Annotated in this window: 21 protein-coding genes; 8 read left to right on the top strand and 13 right to left on the bottom strand. The window is 59.3% G+C overall.

What is annotated here, in order from left to right; genetic code table 11:
* The first annotated feature begins 61 nt into the window (after positions 1-61).
* Both ACQZ5F_RS19890 and ACQZ5F_RS19895 read left to right on the top strand, forming a co-directional pair.
* Positions 62-979: an inositol monophosphatase family protein gene (locus ACQZ5F_RS19890; RefSeq protein ID WP_448730783.1), complete on the top strand. Its 918-nt coding sequence runs from the start codon at positions 62-64 to the stop codon at positions 977-979.
* Between the two features lie 32 nt (positions 980-1,011).
* Positions 1,012-1,638, top strand: a complete 627-nt coding sequence (locus ACQZ5F_RS19895) for a dual specificity protein phosphatase family protein (protein ID WP_444562098.1) — start codon at positions 1,012-1,014, stop codon at positions 1,636-1,638.
* A 119-nt stretch (positions 1,639-1,757) separates the two neighbouring features.
* Here ACQZ5F_RS19895 and ACQZ5F_RS19900 read toward each other — a convergent pair whose 3' ends face one another.
* Together ACQZ5F_RS19900 and ACQZ5F_RS19905 are read right to left on the bottom strand one after the other, a co-directional pair.
* Complete coding sequence (locus ACQZ5F_RS19900) at positions 1,758-3,314, bottom strand: TerC family protein (protein WP_312357319.1); 1,557 nt, start codon at positions 3,312-3,314, stop codon at positions 1,758-1,760.
* 378 nt (positions 3,315-3,692) lie between these two features.
* A complete protein-coding gene (locus ACQZ5F_RS19905) occupies positions 3,693-4,709 on the bottom strand; it encodes a DUF1402 family protein (RefSeq protein ID WP_448730784.1) in 1,017 nt (338 codons plus the stop codon).
* Between the two features lie 230 nt (positions 4,710-4,939).
* Between ACQZ5F_RS19905 and ACQZ5F_RS19910 the strand changes: the two genes are divergently transcribed.
* Positions 4,940-5,608 (top strand): transglutaminase-like cysteine peptidase, encoded by a 669-nt coding sequence (locus ACQZ5F_RS19910; protein WP_448730785.1) that lies wholly within the window; start codon positions 4,940-4,942, stop codon positions 5,606-5,608.
* Positions 5,609-5,654: 46 nt separating this feature from the next.
* Here ACQZ5F_RS19910 and ACQZ5F_RS19915 read toward each other — a convergent pair whose 3' ends face one another.
* The 7 genes from ACQZ5F_RS19915 to ACQZ5F_RS19945 all read right to left on the bottom strand — a co-directional run bounded on the left by ACQZ5F_RS19915 (position 5,655) and on the right by ACQZ5F_RS19945 (position 12,296).
* Positions 5,655-5,867, bottom strand: a complete 213-nt coding sequence (locus ACQZ5F_RS19915) for a hypothetical protein (RefSeq protein ID WP_448730786.1) — start codon at positions 5,865-5,867, stop codon at positions 5,655-5,657.
* A gap of 264 nt (positions 5,868-6,131) precedes the next feature.
* Positions 6,132-7,217 carry an ABC transporter ATP-binding protein gene (locus tag ACQZ5F_RS19920; protein ID WP_448730787.1) on the bottom strand — a complete coding sequence of 362 codons (1,086 nt, stop codon included), beginning with the start codon at positions 7,215-7,217 and terminating at the stop codon, positions 6,132-6,134.
* Entirely contained in the window at positions 7,214-8,041 is an 828-nt protein-coding gene (locus ACQZ5F_RS19925) for a carbohydrate ABC transporter permease (protein ID WP_046801001.1), read from the bottom strand. Before ACQZ5F_RS19925 ends, ACQZ5F_RS19920 begins: the two co-directional genes overlap by 4 nt.
* Positions 8,038-8,940 carry a carbohydrate ABC transporter permease gene (locus ACQZ5F_RS19930; protein ID WP_046801000.1) on the bottom strand — a complete coding sequence of 301 codons (903 nt, stop codon included), beginning with the start codon at positions 8,938-8,940 and terminating at the stop codon, positions 8,038-8,040. Before ACQZ5F_RS19930 ends, ACQZ5F_RS19925 begins: the two co-directional genes overlap by 4 nt.
* Before the next feature lie 113 nt (positions 8,941-9,053).
* Positions 9,054-10,286, bottom strand: a complete 1,233-nt coding sequence (locus ACQZ5F_RS19935; protein ID WP_448730788.1) for an ABC transporter substrate-binding protein — start codon at positions 10,284-10,286, stop codon at positions 9,054-9,056.
* Positions 10,287-10,346: 60 nt separating this feature from the next.
* The gene (locus ACQZ5F_RS19940; protein ID WP_448730789.1) at positions 10,347-11,249 is read right to left on the bottom strand and encodes a sugar phosphate isomerase/epimerase family protein; all 903 of its coding nucleotides are present in this window, start codon (positions 11,247-11,249) and stop codon (positions 10,347-10,349) included.
* Positions 11,250-11,261: 12 nt separating this feature from the next.
* Positions 11,262-12,296, bottom strand: a complete 1,035-nt coding sequence (locus ACQZ5F_RS19945) for a Gfo/Idh/MocA family protein (protein ID WP_448730790.1) — start codon at positions 12,294-12,296, stop codon at positions 11,262-11,264.
* A 139-nt stretch (positions 12,297-12,435) separates the two neighbouring features.
* Here ACQZ5F_RS19945 and ACQZ5F_RS19950 point away from each other — a divergent pair, with 139 nt between their 5' ends.
* The gene (locus ACQZ5F_RS19950; RefSeq protein WP_046800996.1) at positions 12,436-13,470 is read left to right on the top strand and encodes a LacI family DNA-binding transcriptional regulator; all 1,035 of its coding nucleotides are present in this window, start codon (positions 12,436-12,438) and stop codon (positions 13,468-13,470) included.
* A gap of 25 nt (positions 13,471-13,495) precedes the next feature.
* On the opposite strand, the gene ACQZ5F_RS19955 is transcribed toward ACQZ5F_RS19950, so the two are convergent.
* On the bottom strand, positions 13,496-14,374 hold the full coding sequence (locus tag ACQZ5F_RS19955; protein ID WP_448730791.1) for a hypothetical protein: 879 nt from the start codon (positions 14,372-14,374) through the stop codon (positions 13,496-13,498).
* Positions 14,375-14,559: 185 nt separating this feature from the next.
* Positions 14,560-15,333 (bottom strand): SDR family oxidoreductase, encoded by a 774-nt coding sequence (locus ACQZ5F_RS19960; RefSeq protein ID WP_137087679.1) that lies wholly within the window; start codon positions 15,331-15,333, stop codon positions 14,560-14,562.
* A 137-nt stretch (positions 15,334-15,470) separates the two neighbouring features.
* Here ACQZ5F_RS19960 and ACQZ5F_RS19965 point away from each other — a divergent pair, with 137 nt between their 5' ends.
* From ACQZ5F_RS19965 to iolG, 4 genes are all read left to right on the top strand, one after another.
* A complete protein-coding gene (locus ACQZ5F_RS19965) occupies positions 15,471-16,370 on the top strand; it encodes a LysR family transcriptional regulator (RefSeq protein WP_052819201.1) in 900 nt (299 codons plus the stop codon).
* A 135-nt stretch (positions 16,371-16,505) separates the two neighbouring features.
* Positions 16,506-17,555 (top strand): LacI family DNA-binding transcriptional regulator, encoded by a 1,050-nt coding sequence (locus tag ACQZ5F_RS19970; RefSeq protein ID WP_448730792.1) that lies wholly within the window; start codon positions 16,506-16,508, stop codon positions 17,553-17,555.
* Positions 17,556-17,682: 127 nt separating this feature from the next.
* Complete coding sequence (locus tag ACQZ5F_RS19975) at positions 17,683-18,699, top strand: Gfo/Idh/MocA family protein (RefSeq protein ID WP_448730793.1); 1,017 nt, start codon at positions 17,683-17,685, stop codon at positions 18,697-18,699.
* Between the two features lies 1 nt (position 18,700).
* The gene (iolG, locus tag ACQZ5F_RS19980; protein WP_448730794.1) at positions 18,701-19,690 is read left to right on the top strand and encodes an inositol 2-dehydrogenase; all 990 of its coding nucleotides are present in this window, start codon (positions 18,701-18,703) and stop codon (positions 19,688-19,690) included.
* Between the two features lie 49 nt (positions 19,691-19,739).
* On the opposite strand, the gene ACQZ5F_RS19985 is transcribed toward iolG, so the two are convergent.
* Together ACQZ5F_RS19985 and ACQZ5F_RS19990 are read right to left on the bottom strand one after the other, a co-directional pair.
* Entirely contained in the window at positions 19,740-20,735 is a 996-nt protein-coding gene (locus ACQZ5F_RS19985) for a LacI family DNA-binding transcriptional regulator (protein ID WP_225244576.1), read from the bottom strand.
* 75 nt (positions 20,736-20,810) lie between these two features.
* Complete coding sequence (locus ACQZ5F_RS19990) at positions 20,811-21,755, bottom strand: sugar phosphate isomerase/epimerase family protein (RefSeq protein WP_448730795.1); 945 nt, start codon at positions 21,753-21,755, stop codon at positions 20,811-20,813.
* Between the last annotated feature and the right edge of the window lie 12 nt (positions 21,756-21,767).

Consider the following 21,767-nt stretch of genomic DNA (forward strand, 5'->3'; position numbering starts at 1 on the left):
CCGGCCGGCGCGGCTCAGGCCGCGCCGCCGCCTCCTTCTTTTTTGAACGAACAGACTGGATATGCCAATGCACACCGCATCTTCAACCGAGCGAAAATCTGGAAATGAGGAGGCGCTTTCCCGCTCGATGCGGCTGATGAAAATCGCCGAGACGGCGGCGCGCGCCGTGCGCGATCCGCTGCTTTCGGCATTCCGCTCGGAAATGGCGGTGGACTATAAAGTCGATCTCCACGACATCGTCACCATTCATGACAAGCGTGCTGAAGCCGCCATTCGTGCCATCATTCTCGCAAGCGAACCCAATTCAGCGATCATGGGCGAAGAAGGCGGCCAGATCGGCAGCGGCGAGGTGCAATGGTATGTCGATCCGATCGACGGCACTGCGAATTTCGCCCGTGGCCTTGCCTTCTGGTGCGTGTCGATTGCCGCCGTCATTGACGGCGAGGCCGTTGCCGGCGTGGTCTATGATCCCGTGGCGGAGCAGATGTTTTCCGCCAACCTTGAAGCTTCCTATCTGGACGGAGACAAGCTGCGCTCCCGCAGTGTTGCAGACGAGACCCGGGCGACCTTGATCACCGGTTATCCTGTCTCGCGTGATTTCCGGCTGGATGGGCGGGAAGCGGCGCTCGCCAATTTCGGTGCTCTTGTCGAGACCTTCTCGACATTGCGCCGGCCTGGCAGCGCCGCGCTCAGCATCGCCCATGTTGCGGCGGGCTGGACGGATGCGGCCGCCGGTTTTGGCGTTAATGCCTGGGATGTGGCGGCAGCCATTCTTATCCTCAAGAATGCGGGCGGAACCTATGAGCCGCTCACCCTCGGAAAGGTGGCGCAGGGTTCCGCAGATTTCCTCTGCCCCGGTTATATCGCCACGGGCAAGGGGGCGAATTACCCGACATTGCAGCGGGTGGCGCGATCCATATCCGCAGACCGCATCGCAAAGGCAAAAGCGCAGCATAGCCAGCCGGCCACAAAGGCCTGAAGACGTAATATCGGCACCGACGGAGACATGACATGCCACAACCGGAAAAGATCCAATCCCCAGAGCAGGAATCCGGCGAATTGCCGAAGCTCAGCCGCATCTATGAGCGGCATCCGCTTTATGGCGTCGATCTGTTCATTTCGGGTAAGGAGGGCGCAAGCGACCTCAACCTTCTGCGTGAGAACGGCATCACCACCGTCGTCAATTGCGCCGTCAATCTCGATTTCAATTTTGTGGAGCAGCCGCAAATCGTTTCCGATCATGAGGGCAGTGTCTATGGGCCGGGCGAAATCCGCTATTACAAGATCGGCCTGATCGATGGCGCTGGAAACCCCGATACACAGATGGTTGCTGCCCACTACATTCTGCGGGCGGCGCTGGAACAGATATTGCCCGACAAGCCGTCCTATCCCCGGCGGGAGCGCGGCAGCGTGCTCATCAATTGCCGGGGAGGGCGTTCGCGTTCCGTCGCCGTCGTTGCACTTTTTCTGCACCTGACGCTGCCGGTGGAATTTCCGACGCTCGATGATGCGATCAGCTTCGTTCGCGTAAAGCGTGAACTGCCGGAAAACGAATGGTTCAAGGCACCGAAGCCCGTGCTTGCGGACGCTGCCCGCCGTGCCGCCGGCTGGATCTCGATGATCGACGCCGCGCACTAAAGAAAGACCGTCTCGGTCCTCGCTGATTTCGGGGCAGTGACAAACCCTCGGCACGAGGCCGAGGGTGACGCCTTGTGTGCCGAGAGGTTGCCCGTTTAGCATCCTCTCGGCGTTCGGTTTTAAGCTTCGCTCACCGCGTCATTCCACGCCCGGACCTTCTCGATGTTCCGTTCCGAGCGGGATACGATCTCGAAAGCGAAGCCTTCGCCGGAAACACGCTCGCCGACCTCGGGGAGGCGATTGAGACGCCACAGAATGTAACCCGCGACGGTGGAATAACGATCGGCCTCATCCACCAGATCGATGTCGAGAAGATAAGATGCCCTTCTGACATCGACGGCGCCATCGATAAGCCAGGAGCCGTCTTCCGCCTTTTCCGAAATCAGCAGTTCTTCGCCTTCGTCAGGGAATTCGCCTGCGATCGCCTCGAGAATATCCGTCGGCGTGGCGATACCCTGCAGCGTACCGTATTCATCGATGATGACGGCCATCTGCAACGGGGATTTGCGCAGCTGTTCCATGACCTGCAGGGCCGTGGCGCTCTCATGCACCACAAGCGGCTGCCGCAGCGAGCTTTCAAGGTTCAGGCTGCCGTCGCGCAGAAGATCGCGCAACAGGTCCTTTGTGGCCGCGACGCCGAGGAAAGAGTCCAGCTTGCCCTGCGCGAGCATCAACCGGGAATGGTCGAGTTCCAGCAGGCGGTGGCGCAGCGTCTCCGCGTCGGCGTCGATATCCAGCCAGTCGATCTCGGTGCGTGGTGTCATGATCGACACGACAGGGCGTTCGGCAAGTGTCAGAACCCCGCGGATCATGTCCTTTTCTTCGGATTTGAACAGGTCGCTGAGGGTGGCCTGTTCGGCGATAAGATCGGCCGTCTCGCCAAGCGGCTGTTCACCGACCCGGCCGCCGAGAAGCCGCAGTATGGCGTCGGAGGTGCGCTCACGCATATCACCGGCGGTGATGCGCTTTTCGCGGTTGCGCCTGCCAAGCTGGTTTGCCGCCTCAATGAGCACGGAAAAGCCGATGGCCGCATAGAGATAACCCTTCGGAAGATGGAAACCGAAACCTTCGACGATCAGGCTGAAACCGATCATCAACAGGAAGCCAAGGCAGAGAATGACCACGGTCGGATGTTTCGACACGAATGTCATCAGCGGCCTGGAGGCTGCCATCATCACGGCCATGGCCACGCAGACGGCGGTGATCATTACCCAGAGATTGTTGACCATGCCGACGGCGGTAATGACGCTGTCGAGCGAGAACACGGCGTCAAGCACGACGATCTGCACGATGACTTGCCAGAAGACCGCGTGGACCACCTTGCCCTGTTTCGGCTTGTGGTCACCTTCAAGCCGTTCGTGCAGCTCCATGGTTCCCTTGGCAAGCAGGAAGGCGCCGCCGATGATGAGGATGAGATCGCGTCCGGAGAAGGAGAAATCCGCGATTGTAAACAGTGGCCGCGTCAGCGTGACGATCCATGAGATCGAAAATAGCAGCAGGATGCGCATGATGAGCGCCAGCGACAGGCCGATGACGCGAGCCTTGTGGCGCTGGTGTGGTGGTAGCTTGTCGGCAAGGATCGCGATGAAAACGAGATTGTCGATGCCGAGAACGACTTCGAGAACGATAAGGGTGACGAGGCCGATCCAGATGTTCGGATCTGCTAGGAATTCCATGTTCAGGAGCCTTTATGGGAATGGATGCGAACACGCAAAGCCCCGGACTGAACATCCGAGGCTGAAAGCTGTCGCGTTGAGGAAAACAAGAAAATTCGAGGCTGGCTACGCTTCACGCGAGCCAGCCTCGTTCGGTGTCGACTACTGTCGGTACTGTCGCCTTCGTCAGGCATAGAGCGAATTTATCCCGCTATCCGTGAATTCTTGTGCCGGCCGAATTAGCAGATTTCGGGCGGATGGAAAAGCGCTTTTTGCTTAAGGTTACATTGTGAAGGTACGGCTTGGCAATCTTTGCGTGTGTATCTGTGGGTTTTTACCCGAAAACATCCGATTGTGTACAATCTAGGCGATTGACTACTATTCGAAAACAAAAAAGCGTTATCGCGTTTTTTCGCCGATGTCCGATGTCGTCCGCTGGTCGACGCCCTTGCCGTCAAGAATGTTTTTCAGGATATCGAGGCGGTCGTTGATCAGCCATCCATAATAATTTTCAACCGGCAGGCGGGTTTTTGCGCCCGCATCCACGGCTGCCCGCAGGCGTTCGGCGCGCCGCCTTGGCTGGCCGACATTGTAGAGCGTCGCGGTAATTCCGGGATTACCTGAGATGTCGAAGCCCTTTTCCCGGTAGGCATCGATGGAATCCCTGAGGATGGCGGCGATGTAGATGATGCTGCGGTCGGGATCCATAACGTCGTGGTAGATTTCCTTCGGCCTCTCCGCCGTAAGTTTTGGCAGGCCGCTTATCCTGTTTACGAGATCGGTGACCTGCAGGGCCGTCAGCGGGCTGATCTGGCCAAGCCCAAAGGTTTGCCCCGCATAAAACGGCTGGAAGAAGGCACGCTGGAACGAGATGGCCTCGTATCTCGCACCATCCACGACCTTGCCGCGAAAGTCCTCATCCCAGACGGTGTCGCGGCAGCTCCATTGTTCGGAGGTGGTGGGAAGCGGCTCGCAGGACCGGAATTCCGGCCGCTGGAGGAATGTCTTCAGGGAAACGCCATTATAGCTGAACCTGATATCGAGTTCGGCGTAGGAAATCGCCTTGACGTAATAGGTCTGCAGGCGATCCACGGCCGAGACGTTGAAGGTATGTTCTCCGACGATGGCGCCGACAATATGTATCGGATCGATGCCATAGGCCGCTGCTGCCTTCTTGATCTTGCTGAGAAGGGCGGGCTCGCTGTTCAGGAGATCAATCGTCTTGCCGAACTTTTCCTCGTAGGTTGTGTAGAAAGCCTTGGTCCGGATCGCCGAGGCTTGTGGTATTTCCGGCTGCTGGGCGGAGCGATTTCCGGGAGGAACGACAGTCATCTGCTGCGCGACGGCGTAAGAAGGAAGGCAGGCCAGCGTCATGATGACGGTGGCTGTGCGGGTGATCTTCGCAAACAGGCTCATGCAACGTTCTCTGTAACGTGGATTTATCGTGGGTGTCGGTCTTTCTTAGGCAGGCCATCCATGCATGGCAAGTTTGCCGCCGCTCACATTCCCGTTGTTGGCCACTGCCAAGGGTGTCGCACGACCTGGCGGTAGCAGGCGCGCCAATTTTCCGGATCGTTAAAAGTCGAGTGGTTTGTTTCATTTGAACTCAAACCGGCAGCGATAGGTCATGTCATCAGGAGATGAACATGAGCTATTTCAACAAATTGCTGCAGGCATGTTTTGTTCTGACCGTTGCCGGTCTGCTTTCACCGGCGGAGGCTTCGCCGTCGATGGTAACGGGCGCGATAACCTCCCAGCCGGTGGGGCATTACGAATTCTGCCAGCGGCATTCGGCCGAGTGCCAGCCCATGAAGGCCATGCCACCGCTTCATCTCACGCCCGACAACTGGAAAACCATGGTTTCGGTCAACAGCGCCGTCAATGTCGAAATCGACCAGCGTTCCGATATGGAAGTATGGGGTTACGAGGACTATTGGGAATATCCCTACAAGGGTGCCGGGGATTGCGACGACATCGTGCTGGAAAAGCGCAAGCGGCTGATGGATATCGGTCTGCCGGCCTCCAACCTGTTGATTACCGTTGTCCGTGACGAGCGGGGAGATGGCCATGCGATCCTCACGGTGAGGACGGATCGTGGTGATTTCATTCTCGACAATATGAAGCCGAAAATCCTTCGCTGGGACGAAACGCCCTATAGCTATCTCAAGCGTCAATCCACCGATCATGCCGGTCGCTGGGTGGATATTGATGGCTCCGGTTCGCCGGCCATCGCCGCGCGCGAGGTTGATCGTGGTACCGCCGTGCCCGCAACCACCGCGCGCCGCAACATCATCGATCTGTTCAGGAACCGCTGAACCGGGCGGCTTTGCGGGAAAGCTGCGGCTGAAAGCGTCGTAACGATCAGTCGCGGCGTTTCAGGGCGTCGACAGCGGCTTCGGCGCGTGCAGCGGCCTCGCTTGCTTCACGCGCAGCGTCGGAAGCGGCCAGCGTGTCGGTTGAGGAACCGTCATAGCCGCCCATGGCGCGCTCCCCTATGCCGATGTGAAAGTCTTTCAGCTGGAAAGCCGCAAATGCCAGCGTGCCGGCGGCGGCGATGATAAAGCAGGTCGTCATGTTCAGCTTCATCTGCGTTTGTCTGCTCTTCAGTCGGTGATGTGCAATTCGGTTGCCTGTGACGAAAGCAGTCGATGAAGCGGCATATCGGGTTCCCGACGGCGGCGTGGTCGATTGCAGCATCCGACTGCGATCACAGGCGCTGTTATATGTTCTCGTCGAGGATAACGCCACCGGGAAAAGGGTCTGGTTTCTGGCCTTGCAGCGTTCCCCGAAGTCATTGGAAATATCGCTTGGGGAGCGCGCTTTTTTCCTGCCCTGCGCTTACCGTTTTGCGAGACCGGTGCCCGTTTCCTCATCAAAGAGGTGCAGATCGGTGGGGGCGATATCGAGGCCTATGACCTCGCCGGCCTTGACCTCGCTGCGTCCCTGCACCGCGATGACCAGCTCTGTGGATGTTCCTGTTGTGAGGAACGTGGCTGAGCCGGTGGTTTCCACGGCGGAAACGGGCAGCGTCAATGCCGCCCCGTTTGCCGCTGCTGGCCTTATGTGCTCCGGCCTGATGCCTACGACCACATGTTTGCCTGGCGGCAGGGCGGCCGGATTCCTGATCTGCTGCTGCGGCTCACCTTCGCCGAACCGCAATTGAAGCGAAGCGCCGTCCGGGCTGACGATGGCCGGAATGAAATTCATCGCCGGTGAGCCAATGAAGCCCGCCACGAAGCGGTTGACCGGGTGATCGTATAGTTCCAGCGGCGTACCCTGCTGTTCGATGATGCCATCGCGCATGACGACGACATGATCGGCCATGGTCATCGCCTCGATCTGGTCATGGGTGACATAGACCGAGGTTGCGTGCAGGCGGTCGTGAAGCGCGCGGATTTCCTTGCGCATATGGACGCGCAGGGCCGCATCGAGATTGGAAAGCGGTTCGTCAAACAGGAAGGCCTGGGGATTACGGATGATCGCCCGGCTCATGGCCACGCGCTGGCGCTGGCCGCCGGAGAGTTCGCGCGGATAACGCTTCATCAGCTTGGAAAGTCCCGTCGTTGCGGCAACCTCTTCGGCTGCCTTGCGGGCCTCGGCCTTGGCGACGCCACGCATGCGCAGCGAATAGGTGAGGTTTTCCTCCACCGTCATATGCGGATAGAGCGCATAGGATTGGAACACCATCGCCACATCGCGCTTGCGCGGCGGCACGCCGTTCATGAGCGTGCCGGCGATGCGCATGTCACCGGCCGATATGGTCTCCAGCCCGGCGAGCGAACGCAAAAGGGTGGATTTACCGCAACCGGAGGGGCCGACAAGTGCCACGAATGTGCCCTTCTTGATGGAAAGGTTGATATTTTTCAGGGCATGAAAGGCGCCGTAATATTTGTTGACGCCGGAAAGTTCGATCTGAAGGGTCATTTGAGTGCTCCTGAGGTCAGGCCGGACACGATGCGGCGCTGCAAGAGAATGAAGAGGGCGAGAATGGGCGTCACATACATGGTCGCATAGGCCATGATGTTGTTCCATTCGCTGGTATTGGGGCCCATGAAGGAATTGAGGCCGACGCTGGCGGGCTGCAATTCGGCCGCCTGTATCATCGATTTCGAATAGACGAATTCCCCGAAGGCCTGCATGAAGATGAGGATGGCGCTGACGAGGATGCCGTTTCTGGCAAGCGGCAGCACGATGTTGAAGAAGGCGCCGACGCGGGAATTACCGTCCACCAGTGCCGCCTCCTCCAGTTCCTGCGGCACGGCCATGAAGGTGGCGCGCACAAGGACCACGAAGAACGGCATGCTTTTCGCCGCAATGGCGAGAATGACCGACAGGCGCGGATAATCCAGAAGCCCGAATTGCGAGAAGCCGACGAAGATCGGTGTGATCATCAGCGATGCCGGCAGAACCTGCAGCATGAGGATGAGGAACAGACCGATATCCACCCAGACATTGCGATAGCGCGCCAGCACATAGGCGCAACCGACACCGAGAATGGTGATCAGCAGCACAGCGCCGGAGGCGATCAGTACCGAATTCCAGAGATATCGGCCCATGTTGCGGCTTTGCCAGACATAGGCATAGGTCTGCCATTGCGGGTCTGTCGGCCAGAAACCGGGCGGATTGGCGAACATCTCCGATCCGCTTTTGAGCGAGGTCAGATACATCCAGTAAAGCGGAAAGAGGTAGATGATGGCGAGCACGATGGCGATTGCCAGCATCAGGCGGTTACGGTTGGTGGTGCTCATCCGCGCACCTCATGTCGTGTGGAACGCACATAGACGATGGAAGCCAGCATGACGAAAACGATCATGATGACGGAGATCGTCGCGCCCTTGCCGAAATCATATTGCCGGAAGGACAGGTCCCAGGCCCAATATTGCGCCACGTTGGAGCTGTTGTTCGGTCCGCCATCGGTAATGGCGGCGAAAAGATCGAATTGCTGTAGGGTAAAGATCAGCCCGAGCGAGACGATCGCGCCGATGGTGGAGCGCATCATCGGCAGGGTGATGGTGTAGAAGCGTTGCCAGGCGTTCGCCCCGTCCAGTTCCGCCGCTTCGTAAAGATCGCCGGGGATTGAGGCGAGGCCGACGGAAAGCAGGATCATGTTAAACGAAGTGCCGAGCCAGACATTGGCGATGACGACGGCCCAGAGCGAAAAATTCGCATCCGAACGCCAGAAGATATTGCCTGAAATCAGGCCGCTTTCCCGCAGGAAGAAATTCAGCACACCGAAGTCGCCGGACAGGATCCAGTTCCAGATGGCGCCGACGACGAGGCCGGGCATGACCCAGGACACGAGGAACAGGCCGCGCAGCCAGGTGGCGCCCGGAAAATTCACCCAGAAGAACAGCGCCAGTCCGAAGCCGATGGCGAATTGCCCGGCAATGGAGGCGACGACGAAGGTGACGGTGTTGAAGAGGATCGGCAGGGTTTCCGGCTGCCGGAACAGATCGAAGTAATTCTTGAAGCCGACGAACGGGCGCACGAAGGTGCCCAGGCTGAACATGTCGACTTCCTGAAAGCTCATGACAATGTTGTAGAGCAGCGGCAGACCCGCCATGACGAACAGGAAACTCAAGGGCAGGGCGACAAGGACGATGTCGAAACCGCGACCGTCACTGACGCTGGAAAACAGTTTTTTCATGAAACATCCTCGCAAGCTCCGCTTGGGGCCGCCGTCGCATTTTGCGACAGGCGACCCCACCGGGAGGAACCCTGCGGAAGGGCGTCGGACACTCCGCTCGCCCGTCCATCCAATCAGCCTTCGACCAGCTTTATCTTTTCAGCGGCCTGATCGAGCGCGGCTTTCGGCGTCATCTGTCCCGACAGGGCGCCCTGGATAGCGTCCTGAATGGCCTTGGAAATCTTCGGCCATTCAGGTGAGGGGCCGCGCGGCTGCGCATATTTCAGCTGCTCGACAAAGGTCTTCAGCGCCTCATCCTTCAGTGCATTGCCGGTTGGCGGCACGGGAACATCCGAGCGCGCCGGCAATTGACCGAAGTTCTTGAACATGTCCTTGTCCTGCGATGCGAAGAATTCGATGGCCTTGAATGCTTCTTCGGGATGTTTGGTCTTGGAGAAGATCGCCCAGTTATAATCACCCATGGCCGATGACCGGGGGGCGTCAGGTGTGGGCACCGGCAGCAAGGCGACACCCCAGTCGAACTTGGCGTCTTTCAGCATACGATCGATTTCCCACGGGCCGGAAATGACCATGGCGGCATTGCCGGCGTTGAATGTGGCGGTGGAATCCCACTGGCTGCGTGTCAGCGTGTCCGGTGATGCGAGCTTTTCATCCAGCATCAGTTTCCACGTTTCGAGCGCTTTGACGGCACCCACGGTATTGATGTTCTTGTAGGTTGCGCCTGCCATCTGCGCCCAGGGCAGGAACTGGAAGGTGCCTTCCTCATTGGCCTTGGCGCTGAAGCTGATGCCATAGACGTTCTTTGAAGGGTCGGTCAGCTTGCGGGCCGCTTCCACCAGCTCGTCCCAGGTCTGCGGTGGTTTTGCCGCATCGAGCCCTGCGGCCTTGAACAGGTCCTTGTTGTAATAAAGCGCGATCGTATTCGTCGCCTTCGGCACGCCGAAATACTTGCCGTCCCACATCACCGATTTCAGCGGTCCGGGAAAATAGTTTTCCGTCTTGATGACATCCGACTTGGCGATCATGTCGGTCACATCAAGAAAGGCGCCGCGGGCGGCGAACATGGCGTGGTTGGGGTTGTCGATGGCGATGATGTCGGGCGCATTGCCGGTCGAATAGGCGCGCATCGCTTCGCTCACCACATCATCGAACTGCAATTGCCGATATTCGATCTTGATGCCGTTATTGAGCTTGTTGAACTCGTTTATGAGGTTCGGTGCCGGCTGGATATCACGATCCAGCGACCACAAGGTCAACGTCACGTCCTCCGCGTGGGCGGCAATCGCTCCGGCGGATACGCCCGCCAGCACAAATGCGCCGGCCATCATGCATTTCGCGATACCCATAATCTCCTCCTCTTGGTTATCGTCGCTGCAATTTCGGAAACCTTCTCCCAAAGGCGTCCGTTATGTCGGGTCGACGACGAAATCGCCGCCGCGGCATTTTTTCAGATAGTTCAAGCCATGCACCTGGCCCGTCATTTCCAGCGCGTCGCGATAGACGGGGTCATGCCAGCCTTCGATGTCGATGGAGCCGGACCAGCCGGCAAGACGCAGTTCGGAAATAATGTCGGTCCAGTTGCTGTCGCCGAAGCCCGGCGTGCGCATGAAGACGAATTTCTCCCTGCCGAAAATGCCGTGTTCGCGAATGACGTCCCAGCGGATGGTCGCGTCCTTGCCGTGCACGTGGAAAATCTTGTCCGCCCATTTGCGAATCTGCGGCAGCGGATCGATGAGGTAAACCATCTGGTGGCAGGGTTCCCATTCGATGCCGATATTGTCCTCAGGCGTTTCGTTGAAGATCAGTTCCCATGCGTCGGGATTATGGGCAATGTTCCAGTCGCCGGTCTGCCAGTTGCCGTCCATGGCGCAGTTTTCGAAGGCGATCTTCACGCCCTTGTCGGTGGCGCGTTTTGCAAGTTCGCTCCAGATTTCCTTGTATCTTGGCAGGCTTTCCGGCAGCGGCCTGCCGCGCAGCCGGCCGGTGAAACCCGCAACGCAGGTGGCGCCGAAATGATGGGCATTGTCGATGCAGTCTTTCCAGCCCTGCAATGTCTGAAGGTCGATCTCGGTTTCTTCCAGCGGATTGCCGAACATGCCGAGCGTGCTGATGGTGATGTCACGTTCGCCGATCGCCTCGCGGCAGCGCTTGCCGAGTTCAGCGATGTCCTGGCCGTTGGTCGTCTGCCAGAAGAACGGCTCGAAGCTTTCAAAGCCGAGATCGGCGATCTGGCCGATGCGCTCGGCCGCCTGTCCCTTGGTGGCGCTGACCATGGTGCCGATACGGATGGATTTTGCCGGATTGCTCACGTCTTTCAGTCCTTATGCTGCAATGGAAACACGCTGACCAAGGCGGGCGCTTTCAATCGCGCCGATCACCATGGCAAGGCTGTTGATGTTGTCGAAAGAGGCTGTCTCCGGCATCCGGCCGGTGCGGATGGACTCCAGGAACGAGAGAATGACGCTGGCGTGGCCGCGCGTATCCCGTTCAGAAACAGAATCGGAAACGTTTACGGTCGTAGAGCCTCGTAACAGGCCCTGTTCATCACCCGCCACGGAGGCCGAAAAACCGTCTTCTCCATCCCAGAGGATCATTCCCTTCGAGCCGATCAAACGCCAGCGGGCTTCCCAGCTGGTTCTTTCACCCTCGGCGCACCAGGAGCCACGATAGGTGAAGACCACATCGTTGGAGAATTCGAAAATTGCATTGGCGCTTGCCCCATGGGCATACCAGGAACCGGCTGGATTCTTTTCCACGCAAAAGACGGAGAGGGGCTTTTCATTGGCAACAAAACGGGCGGCGTCAAAGGTATGGATCGCCATGTCGAGAAGCAGGACGTTCTTCATCTCCTCACGGAAACCACCGAAATGAGGACCAAGGAAAAAGTCGCAATGAATGGCCGTCAAGTCGCCGATGATGCCGTCTTCCACAGCGTGTCGTAGCCGCCGGATACCCGCCACGAATCGCCGATTTTGCACCACCGCGTGGACTTTACCGGCATTTTTGGCCAGTTCCACCAGGCTCGCAGCCTCTTCCATCGATGCCGCAAGCGGCTTTTCGCTGAGCACGTGACACCCGGCCTCAAGGCCTGCCGCGACCACGGCAAAGCGCGCCTGCGGGATGACGACGTCAAATAATATGTCTGCTTTTGTTTGCGCCAGCACCTCACGGAGATCGGTGCCGATGACCGCATCTGCCAGCCCGAATTCCTCGGCAAGCGCGCGGGCCGTGCTCTCATTCAGATCAACCAGCCCGGCGATCCTGATCGCGCCGGCAATTTCCGGCGTGGATTGAATAGCGCGCAGCCAGCCTTTGGCCATGGCTCCGCACCCGCATAAAACGGCATTGAATGTCATCTCATCTCCCCGGACTCTTTCGCAAACTCCTCTTTGCGCAGAGCGTCGTAAACGTTTACGAGACTATGACGATGATGTTAGATATGTCAAGACCGTAGAGGGGCGCGTTGATGGCGCGCCGGGCTTTGGAGGGGAGTGCATGAAAGGAATTCGTCAGCTTGCCGATTATCTGGAGATATCGATAGGCACCGTTTCCCGTGCCCTGAACGGCAAGCCCGATGTGAACGAGGAAACGCGCCGCCGTGTTCTGGAAGCGGCGGAAAAGCTTGGTTATGTCGCCAATCAATCGGGCCGCAGCCTGCGGCAAGGTACCACCAATGTTATCGGCCTGATGACCGGCAGCGACGCGCAGACGGTGGAGAATTCCGACAACTTCTTCATGGGCGTGACGGATGGTCTGCAAAGCGTGTTTTCCGGCCACAATCTCGATCTCATCGTTCTTCCCTGCCCGGGGGAGGAAGATCCGGACGAATATCTAAAGCGCATGGTGGCGCGCCGCATGGTTGACGCGATGATCATTTCCTCGACCCGTCGGATCGACAAGCGTGTGGATTTTTTGAAGCAGACCCGTCTACCCTTCGTCGCGCTGGGCCGCACCTCGTCCAGCACGGATCATGCCTGGATCGATCTCGATTTCGAAGGCGTGGCGAAAAGCGCCGTTGACCGGCTGGTGGCCGCAGGTCATCGTAGCATTGCGGTGGCGGCCGCCGATAACGACATCAATCTCGGTTATGTCTTTCTGGAGGCATATAAACGCGCCCTCGAGGAAAAAGGCATAACATACGATCCGTCTCTGGTTATCCGGACAAAATCGAGCGAGCAGGGCGGATATCATGCCGCCAGTGAGTGGCTTCAGATGCGCCCACGGCCGACGGCCATCGTGCTGATCTATGAGTTGATGGCTGTCGGTCTTTATCGGCGGCTTGCCGAAGTCGGCCTCAAACCGGGGCGCGATCTCGCCGTCATCGGCTTTCGTGATGGTCCACGCGGCCAGTTTCTGGAACCGCGCCTGACCAGTTTTCGCATGTCGCTGCATGATCTTGGCGTGACGGTCGCCCAGACGCTTCTATCGACCATGCCGGCCTTTGCGCCTTTCTATCCCGATCAGGCCCGCCATTGCATCTGGCCGATGCTGCTTGTGGCGGGAGAGAGTGACCTTGCACCTGCACCTTAGGCGCCAGCGGCGGCTCGCCCTTATGTCAGAGTTTGTAGTCTTGAATGCTCACGACGCCGAACGGATTGAATTTGTAGCTATCGTCCTCATACCGCATGTCATTGGACAGGGTGGCCTGATGAGCCGTTACTGTCGTTTGCACACCATCGCGCGCCATCTGATCGGCAATATCGTCCATCAGCGCGGCGATCTTCAATTGCTCCGGATTGGTTGACGGCAGGTTTTCGTCTTTTCGGATGAAGCCCACCTCGACATCAGGCAGCCCGACCAGATGAAATCCGACGCTTGCCATGCCCTTGGCATCGCCGCCGATGGGGCGGCGTGCAAAAGCGAGACGGCAGGTTTTGGCGAGCGCCAGCAGATCACCGGAGGCGGCGTCGCTGCGCGACTGTTCGAAAAGCTCTTTCCAGCGTCGTGCTCCATGCGCGACGCCTGCGCTTTCGCCTTTGACGGCAATGGCGCCGTGGTCAAGCATATGTTGCACGAACTGCAAGGCCGTGGCGGATGTCATGACCGCGTTTTCTGCGGCCATCGACGGGCCAAGCACGTAAAGAACCGAGCCGTGTCCGGCGACAGCTTCTTCGTCAGCCTCCTGATAGGTGCTCGGATCAACACGGTCCCAGCAGACATTGAAGGAGCGCTCCATCCGGTCGTCCGGTTCATCCTGCGAATATTCTTCATCGATACTGAAATCGGCAGCAAATGTGTCGACTGCGGTGCGAGCGCTTTGTTGGAGCGCTGCCAGACCTTTTTCTGTTCCGAGGAAACACAGAACATGCCGGGGTTGGTACTCGGACCGGGATTCGGCAAAGGCCGATGATTTGCTTGCTGCTTTGCTGAGGGATGGCGCCCCCAGAACAAGGCTGCCCAAAAAAGCGAGAACACCGCGACGCCCTGAATTCATCCGCTCCCCCTAAATGGCTCCGTCAACAGGATGGGGAGTTTTATATCGGCATATTCATTCAGGCCATATGACATATGTCTTTTTATGGTCCCGCGGCCGTCGAAATTGGTCATGCCCGCCAAAAGAAAGGTGGCGAAAACGTCTGCACGCTTCGCCACCACACCATCGAAGAAGATCGATCGAGATTATTTGGTGGTGTAACCGCCATTGACCAGAATGGTCTGCCCCGTCATCCACCAGCCGTCAGTAACAAGAAAGCGGATATAGGGAACGATGTCCTCGATATCGGTAAGGCCGGTCTTCGAGAAGCCGGAGAGTGCCGCGGCGCTCTTGTGATAGGCCTGCGCTTCCGGCGTCTCCTGCCCGTAGAAAAACGGCGTATCCATGGGGCCGGGGCCGATCGCCGTCACCGAGATGCCACGTTCGCCGAATTCCTTGGCTGCTGCGCGGGTGAAGTGCTCCACCGGCGCCTTGGTGCCGGCATAGCTGGCGTAAAACGGCGTGAATGCTCCAAGCAGGGAGGTAACGAGAGTGCAGATCTTGCCATTGTCATTGACGTGGCGGCCGGCCTGCTGGAGGAAAAAGAAGGCCGACTTGGCGTTGACGGCGGTCATCTCGTCATATTCGGCTTCCGATGTTTCGAGGATCGGTTTCTTCAGCACCTTGCCGACCGTGTTGATGGCGATATCCGGCCGGCCGATGGCGGCGACGGCATCGGCAAACAGTTTTTCGACCGCGCCTGCCGTGGTGAGATCGGCCTTAAGGGCAACGCCCTGCGCGCCGGCTGCCTTCACGGCCGCCACGGTTGCGTCGGCGTCGGCCTTTGTGGCGGGGCTGTTATAGTGGATGGCGATTGCGCCTGCGCCCTGGCTGGCGAAATCGCGTGCGATCAGCCCGCCGAGGTTTTTCGCGCCGCCGGCGATGATGATTGTTTTACCTTTGATGGAATGATCGGTCATGGGGTTGGCCTCCTTCTGTCGGTACACAGCGATGCCTGCTGCGCTTTCATGCTGCAAAGATATCGTCTAGAATTGCGTGATAAAGTCCGTCATTCTGACATGACTTGTCAGAAAATCCGCACAGTGAAGGATGTCCATTGGATCGCATCGATCTGTTCCGTATCTTCGCGCGTGTCGTAGACTGCGCGAGCTTCACGCGGGCCGCCGATACGCTTGGCATTCCGCGCTCCTCGGTTTCGGCAGCGGTGCAGGAGCTGGAGGCGCGCGTTGGCGCACGCCTGCTTAACCGCACCACGCGCAAGGTCTCTCCGACCGAGGATGGATCGGCTTTTTACGAGCGGTGCCAGCGGCTTATCGCCGATGTCGAAGATGCGGAAAACCTGTTCAGGCAAAGCGCGGCGCAACCCTCGGGGCGGCTGCGGATCGATGTGCCGGGCCGGATCGGACGCCTTGTCATCGCACCCGCCTTGCCGGAATTTCTCGACCTTTACCCGCAGATCGACATCAGTCTCGGCGTGACGGACCGGGCCGTCGATCTGGTGGAAGACAATATCGATTGTGTGCTGCGCGTCGGTGCGCTCAGCGATTCCGGTCTCATCGCAAGGCCGATCGGCAAGCTGCCGCTGATCAATGTCGCCAGCCCCGCCTATCTCGAGCGTCACGGCATGCCGCAGCTTCCCCATGATCTTTCCCGCCACTGGGCCATCAATTACGCTTCTCCTTCCAGCGGGCGCGTGGAAAACTGGGAATGGCTCGAAGGCGAGGCGCTGCATTCGGTTTCCATGCGCGGCCGCGTCACCGTCAATAGTGCCGAGGCCTATATTGCCTGCTGTCTGGCGGGTCTTGGCTTGATCCAGATACCCGCTTACGATGTCAGGCCGCATATCGAGAGCGGTGAACTGGTCGAGATCATGCCTGCCTATCAGGCCGAACCGATGCCGATGACGCTGCTTTATCCGCACCGCCGGCATCTGTCGCGGCGATTGCAGGTCTTTGCGGACTGGCTGGAAGCTCTGTTGCGGCAACGGCTTCTTTAGCCTGCCGGCACCATATTATTCGTGCGAGACTGTGCTGAAACAGTTGATTGATTTCCATCAGGAAGACGATAGTCGTTATAGCCGTGCGGGCGAAAATAATGAACGCACAGGCAGGCGATGCGGAGGAGCTTGGGGATGGTGTCGAAACGGCAGGGCAGGCGTGTCACGATCACGGATGTTGCCGAACGGGCAGGGGTCGGCACGGCAAGCGTCGACCGGGTCCTCAATGATCGCGGCAATGTCAGCGAGGCGGTCAGCAAACGGGTCCTGCAGGCGGCGAAGGAACTTGGCCTGCGCCGCATGTTGCCGCAGGCGCATCGCAGGCTTATCCGGATCGACGTCATCCTTGCCCGGCCGGAACTGCCGCTCATCGCCCGCATGGGTTTCGAGTTCCGGCGGATCGCAACCTCGCTCGACAGATCTATCGTCATTCACCGGACGGTGCTGGAAGATGAGCGGCCGGAAACACTGGCGAAGGCGCTGGCAAAGACCGGCTGCGATGCGGTGGTTTCCTATACGCAGGATCATCCGCTCGTTCATGCGGCGGTGGAGGAGTTGAGCGCGCGGGGCATTCCCGTCGTCACCGTCATCTCCGATGTTCCCGGCTCGGCACGGATCGGTTATGCCGGAACGGATCACTATCGCGCCGGCCGCTCGGCCGGTTATTTCATCAGCAGGATGGCGCGCAAACCGGGGCCGGTCATCCTGTTGTGCAATCATCTCGGTTTCCAGTCACATGCCGACCGCGTGCGCGGTGTCACACAGTTTCTGGCGGAAAAGGCGCCGGGCTGGCATGTGGCGCGTATCGTCGAAGGGGGCGACGACCGCGCTCGCTCGGAGCTTCATCTGCGCGAGGCCTTTCATGCCGAACCCGATACTGTCGCCGTCTATAACGTGGGGGCGGCCAATATCGGCGTGGCGCGGGCCATCCGCGCCGATATTCTCCCGGATCGCCCCGTCTTTGTCGGGCACGAACTGACGCGCAATACCGCCGCTTTTCTGCGGGAAGGACTGATGTCGCTCACGATCGACCAAAGCCCGGAACTGCAGGTGCGGCTGGCGGTGAACATCCTGCTTCGCCATTTCGAATTCTTCGATGCCGGGCAGGGATCCTTTCCGCCTGAAACGGAGGTGCCTGTCGTCCTTTACGGGCCGGAAAACCTCCCGAATCCGCTGCCTTTCTGAGAGGCCGCACGGCTGATGGTTTTCCATCAGCATGGCATTTGCCGGACATGATGCGCCGGGGCATGTTTGCCGCGTCGGAGGGCTTGGTCGGCCGATCAAAGGCGGGTCCCTCCAGGGAGGATACATCATGAACGACACCATCGCCCCCGTTCGGTGGGGCATACTCGGCGCTGCGCGTATTGCGGACGGTGCCATCATTCCGGGTCTGGTCAAAAGCTCTACCTGCGAGCCGCTCGCCATCGGTGCGCGCAGCCTGGAACGGGCAAGAACCATGGCGGACCGGCACGGCATTCAGCGTGCCTATGGCAGCTATGAAGAGGTGCTTGCCGATCCGGATGTTGAGGCGGTCTATATCGCCCTGCCGAACCATCTGCATGTGGAATGGACCCGTAAGGCGGCAGATGCCGGCAAACATGTTCTGTGTGAAAAACCGGCAGCCATGACGGCTGCGGAACTCGATCAGCTCAGGGATATCGATCCGGCGTTGAAGATTTCCGAGGCCTTCATGGTTCGCCAGCAGCCCCGCTGGATCAGGCTACGGCAAATCCTTCAGGCGGAGGATTATGGCAGACCGCTTTCCTTCTCCTCGCTCCTGTCCTTCATGATGACCAATGAGGCGGATTTCCGCCAGAAACCGGAATTCGGCGGCGGGGCCTATTACGATCTTGGCTGCTACACCGCCATGGCGGCGCGTTATGTCTTTGGCTCCGAACCGAAACGCGCTTTCGCCGCCGCCACCCATAATGCTGGCGGCATCGACATGTTCACCTCGGTCATCCTCGATTTTGGCGACGGCAGACACGCGACTTTCATGGTTTCGATGGCGCAGGCCTCCTCGCAATCGATCCAGATCGTCTGCGAAAGGGCCTTCATCTCGCTGCCGCAGGCCTATGTGCCCTCACGCGTCAGCCCCAACATCATCGCCATCGACACCTCGGCCGATCATGCGAATTCGGACATCCACACGCTCGAATTTCCGCCACTCGACCAATACGAGGAAGAGGTGACGAATTTTTCCCGGGCAATTCGCGGCGAGGCGGTGCCCTATTTCGACATGCGGGATGCGCGAGCCAATGCGGCCGTGGCCGACGCGGTTTTCGCCTCGGCAAAAAGCGGCGCATGGGTTGATGTGAAAGGATATTGAAATGACGATCAAACTTGCCCTCATCGGCGCAGGACGTATCGCAAAGGTGCATGCGCAGGCCATTGCCGGCAGTGCCGATGCCGAACTTGCAGCAGTTTCGGACGCTCTGCCGGCCGCAGCGGAAGCTCTGGCGCGAGCCTCGGGCGCGAGGGCGGCGGATGTGGATGCCATTGCGGCGGATCAATCCATCGACGCCGTGCTGATCTGCACGCCGACCGACACCCATGCCGACCTCATCGAAAAATTCGCGCGAGCCGGCAAGCACGTCTTTTGCGAAAAGCCTGTCGATCTCGATCTTGCCCGCGCTGAAGAGGTGGTCTCGATTGCCAGGGCGGCGGGTGTGACACTGATGCTCGGCTTCAACCGCCGTTACGACCCGAATTTTGCCGGTGTGCGCGCTGCGATTGATGCCGGGCGCATTGGCGATGTTGAAATGGTGACGATCACTTCGCGTGATCCGGGTGCGCCGGATTTATCCTATGCTGCGCGTTCGGGCGGCATTTTCCGCGACATGACGATCCATGATCTCGACATGGCTCGCTTCCTGCTCGGCGAAGAGCCGGTTGTGGTGTCGGCCCATGCTTCGGTTCTCGTGAAACCGGAGCTGAAGGACATAGGCGATTTCGACAGCGCCACCGTCATTCTCGAAACGGCGTCGGGCCGCCAGGCGGTCATTACCAATTCGCGCCGCGCCACCTATGGTTATGACCAGCGGGTGGAAGTGCACGGTTCGCTTGGTGTTGCCCGTGCGGAAAACCACCATGAGAACACGGTCGTCATCGGCAATGCGGATGGTTATCGTAGCGCGCCCCTGCAGAACTTCTTCATGACGCGTTACACCGCGTCTTATGCCGGTGAAATTGCCGAGTTCATCGCGGCCCTCAAGCAAGGCAGGCAACCGGCCACCACCGGTGAAGACGGCGTGGTGGCCCTCAAACTTGCCAATGCCTGCGTTCAATCGGTGGAAACCGGAAAGCGCGTTACCGTTTAAGGCAAACCGCAGCAATTACATGGCGCGTCCCGACCCGGCGCGCCGTGCTTCAGATTTGCAGGCCGGAGGAGCGCCGGATAATCAGTTCCGGCGCTATGACGAGGTTGCGGATCGGTGCTGATGGGTCGGCGAGCCGCGTTGTCAGCGTTTCGACGGCGGCGGCAACCATGTCCGGTACCTTCTGGCGGATGGTGGTGAGTGAAATCGGTTCGGAGGCGGCCATGGGTATGTCGTCGAAGCCGACGACCGCCACCTCATCCGGCACCCGGAAGCCATGCCCGGCAAGCCGGCTGATGACGCCAAGCGCAATAAGGTCGTTGGCCGCAAAGATTGCGGTCGGGCGGTCCTTTCGGGCCATCAGCGCATCGGTCGCCGCGCTGCCGGCGTCAACGTCATACCGGCCCTCGGCGATGATGGGTTTCAGGCCCTGCCGTTGCATCGTGTCGCGATAGGCGTTGGCGCGGCTGTTGGCGCCGGCGCCGGTGCCGCCGGTAATATGGGCGATGGCGCGATGACCGAGCCCCAGCAGGAATTCCGTTGCCAGCCGGGCGCCGAGCGCATCATCCGAGCTTACGCTTTCCACCGTCTCCGTTGCCAGATTGCGGCCGATATAAACCGTCGGTAGCAGCTTCGAAACGGCAGCGATCTCTTCACGCTCCCCCGGTGCGCCGATGAGGACGAGGCCGGCAATGCGCTGGTCGATGAAGGCGCGCAGCGTGGCGGCCGTGCCGGAAACGGCCAGCATGGCGAAATAACCGGCATCCCGCAAAGCTTTATCGCATTCGCGCGCCAGCATTGCCTCGTAAGGGTTGAGCACATCGCCGACAACAAGGCCTATCGTGCGGCTCTGGCGGCTTGCCAGCGTCTGGGCGGCAAGGTTCGGCGTATAATTGAGGCTGGCGGCAGTGGCGAGGATATGCGCTTTCGTGTCGCCACGGACTCCTGGGTCGTTTCGCAGCGCGCGCGATGCCTGCGAGCGTGAAACACCCGCCGCCTTGGCGACATCTTCAAGCGTTACTCCGGGACGGGCGGGAAAGTTGCTCATGCTTTCCTATAAAGAAGGCTGATGGAAACTGGCAAGCGCCGGCGCTTTAATTTCGCGGTGCGACCCCAGCAGGCGTCATTTGACGCCTGCTGATTGTTCTATGCAGAAGCGCAGGGTGGTTGCCGATGTGGCGACGGCTTCGAGCGGCGGCATGGAGTAGTCCTCGTTCTCGATGCTGATGACGTCATCATAACCGGCCTTGCGCAACGCCCTGATAATATCGAGCCAGCCATGCACGGCGGTGCCGTGGCCGAGCGAGACGAAATTCCATGAGCGGCCTTCGACTGGCATCACATGTTTCGTGTCGAGCAGGCCATCGATCCGCGCGCGCAGTTCGATGCGTGAATCCTTGCCATGGACATGGTAGATACACTCACCCAGCGCCTCGATGGCGGAGATCGGATCGCCGCCCATCCAGATCAGGTGGCTGGGGTCGAAATTGACACCGACGGTCGGCCCGACTGCGTCGCGCAGGCGGAAGAAACTCTCGCTATTATAAACGCACTGGCGTCCGTGCTGCTCGACGCAGATCTTCAGGCCCTTTTCGGCCGCGGCTGCTGCGAATTTTCTCCAGAAGGGCAGAACCCTTTCGCTCCATTGCCATTCCAGCATTTCCATGGCCTCGAGCGGCCAGGAAGAGGTGATCCAGTTCGGGTTCCGGTCCTCCGCCCCGCCGGCGGGAAGGCCGGACATCATGACGATCCGTTCGACGCCGAGCAGGACGGCAAGCTCCAGCGTGTCATAGGCAAGTTTGCTGTCGTCTACCCCGATCTTTCCCGGATGCAGCGGATTGCCCGAGCAATTAAGCGCCGATATTTGGAGGTTACGTTCCTTCAGCATGCCCTTCAGGCGATCGCGCGAGGCCGTATGGGCAAGCAGATCAGCGATATCCACATGCGGCGCACCCGACCAGCCGCCAAGCCCGAATTCGACATGGGTAAGGCCAAGCTCGGCGATCTGGTCGAGGCAGGCGGCAAGCGGCAGCGCGCCGAAGCCGTCGGTATTGAGACCAATTTTCATCATTTGCTCCTT

This window comes from Agrobacterium sp. 22-210-1, assembly GCF_053522525.1.

What these genes read in the sequence shown, in the direction of transcription:
- ACQZ5F_RS19955 (WP_448730791.1), bottom strand. Translation starts at nt 14,374, where the DNA reads ATGAATTCAGGGCGTCGCGGTGTTCTCGCTTTTTTGGGCAGCCTTGTT.
- ACQZ5F_RS19895 (WP_444562098.1), top strand. Translation starts at nt 1,012, where the DNA reads ATGCCACAACCGGAAAAGATCCAATCCCCAGAGCAGGAATCCGGCGAA.
- ACQZ5F_RS19975 (WP_448730793.1), top strand. Translation starts at nt 17,683, where the DNA reads ATGAACGACACCATCGCCCCCGTTCGGTGGGGCATACTCGGCGCTGCG.
- ACQZ5F_RS19945 (WP_448730790.1), bottom strand. Translation starts at nt 12,296, where the DNA reads ATGACATTCAATGCCGTTTTATGCGGGTGCGGAGCCATGGCCAAAGGC.
- ACQZ5F_RS19985 (WP_225244576.1), bottom strand. Translation starts at nt 20,735, where the DNA reads ATGAGCAACTTTCCCGCCCGTCCCGGAGTAACGCTTGAAGATGTCGCC.
- ACQZ5F_RS19915 (WP_448730786.1), bottom strand. Translation starts at nt 5,867, where the DNA reads ATGACGACCTGCTTTATCATCGCCGCCGCCGGCACGCTGGCATTTGCG.
- ACQZ5F_RS19910 (WP_448730785.1), top strand. Translation starts at nt 4,940, where the DNA reads ATGAGCTATTTCAACAAATTGCTGCAGGCATGTTTTGTTCTGACCGTT.
- ACQZ5F_RS19935 (WP_448730788.1), bottom strand. Translation starts at nt 10,286, where the DNA reads ATGGGTATCGCGAAATGCATGATGGCCGGCGCATTTGTGCTGGCGGGC.
- ACQZ5F_RS19890 (WP_448730783.1), top strand. Translation starts at nt 62, where the DNA reads ATGCCAATGCACACCGCATCTTCAACCGAGCGAAAATCTGGAAATGAG.
- ACQZ5F_RS19990 (WP_448730795.1), bottom strand. Translation starts at nt 21,755, where the DNA reads ATGAAAATTGGTCTCAATACCGACGGCTTCGGCGCGCTGCCGCTTGCC.
- ACQZ5F_RS19900 (WP_312357319.1), bottom strand. Translation starts at nt 3,314, where the DNA reads ATGGAATTCCTAGCAGATCCGAACATCTGGATCGGCCTCGTCACCCTT.
- ACQZ5F_RS19930 (WP_046801000.1), bottom strand. Translation starts at nt 8,940, where the DNA reads ATGAAAAAACTGTTTTCCAGCGTCAGTGACGGTCGCGGTTTCGACATC.
- ACQZ5F_RS19950 (WP_046800996.1), top strand. Translation starts at nt 12,436, where the DNA reads ATGAAAGGAATTCGTCAGCTTGCCGATTATCTGGAGATATCGATAGGC.
- ACQZ5F_RS19925 (WP_046801001.1), bottom strand. Translation starts at nt 8,041, where the DNA reads ATGAGCACCACCAACCGTAACCGCCTGATGCTGGCAATCGCCATCGTG.
- ACQZ5F_RS19920 (WP_448730787.1), bottom strand. Translation starts at nt 7,217, where the DNA reads ATGACCCTTCAGATCGAACTTTCCGGCGTCAACAAATATTACGGCGCC.
- ACQZ5F_RS19970 (WP_448730792.1), top strand. Translation starts at nt 16,506, where the DNA reads ATGGTGTCGAAACGGCAGGGCAGGCGTGTCACGATCACGGATGTTGCC.
- iolG (WP_448730794.1), top strand. Translation starts at nt 18,701, where the DNA reads ATGACGATCAAACTTGCCCTCATCGGCGCAGGACGTATCGCAAAGGTG.
- ACQZ5F_RS19960 (WP_137087679.1), bottom strand. Translation starts at nt 15,333, where the DNA reads ATGACCGATCATTCCATCAAAGGTAAAACAATCATCATCGCCGGCGGC.
- ACQZ5F_RS19905 (WP_448730784.1), bottom strand. Translation starts at nt 4,709, where the DNA reads ATGAGCCTGTTTGCGAAGATCACCCGCACAGCCACCGTCATCATGACG.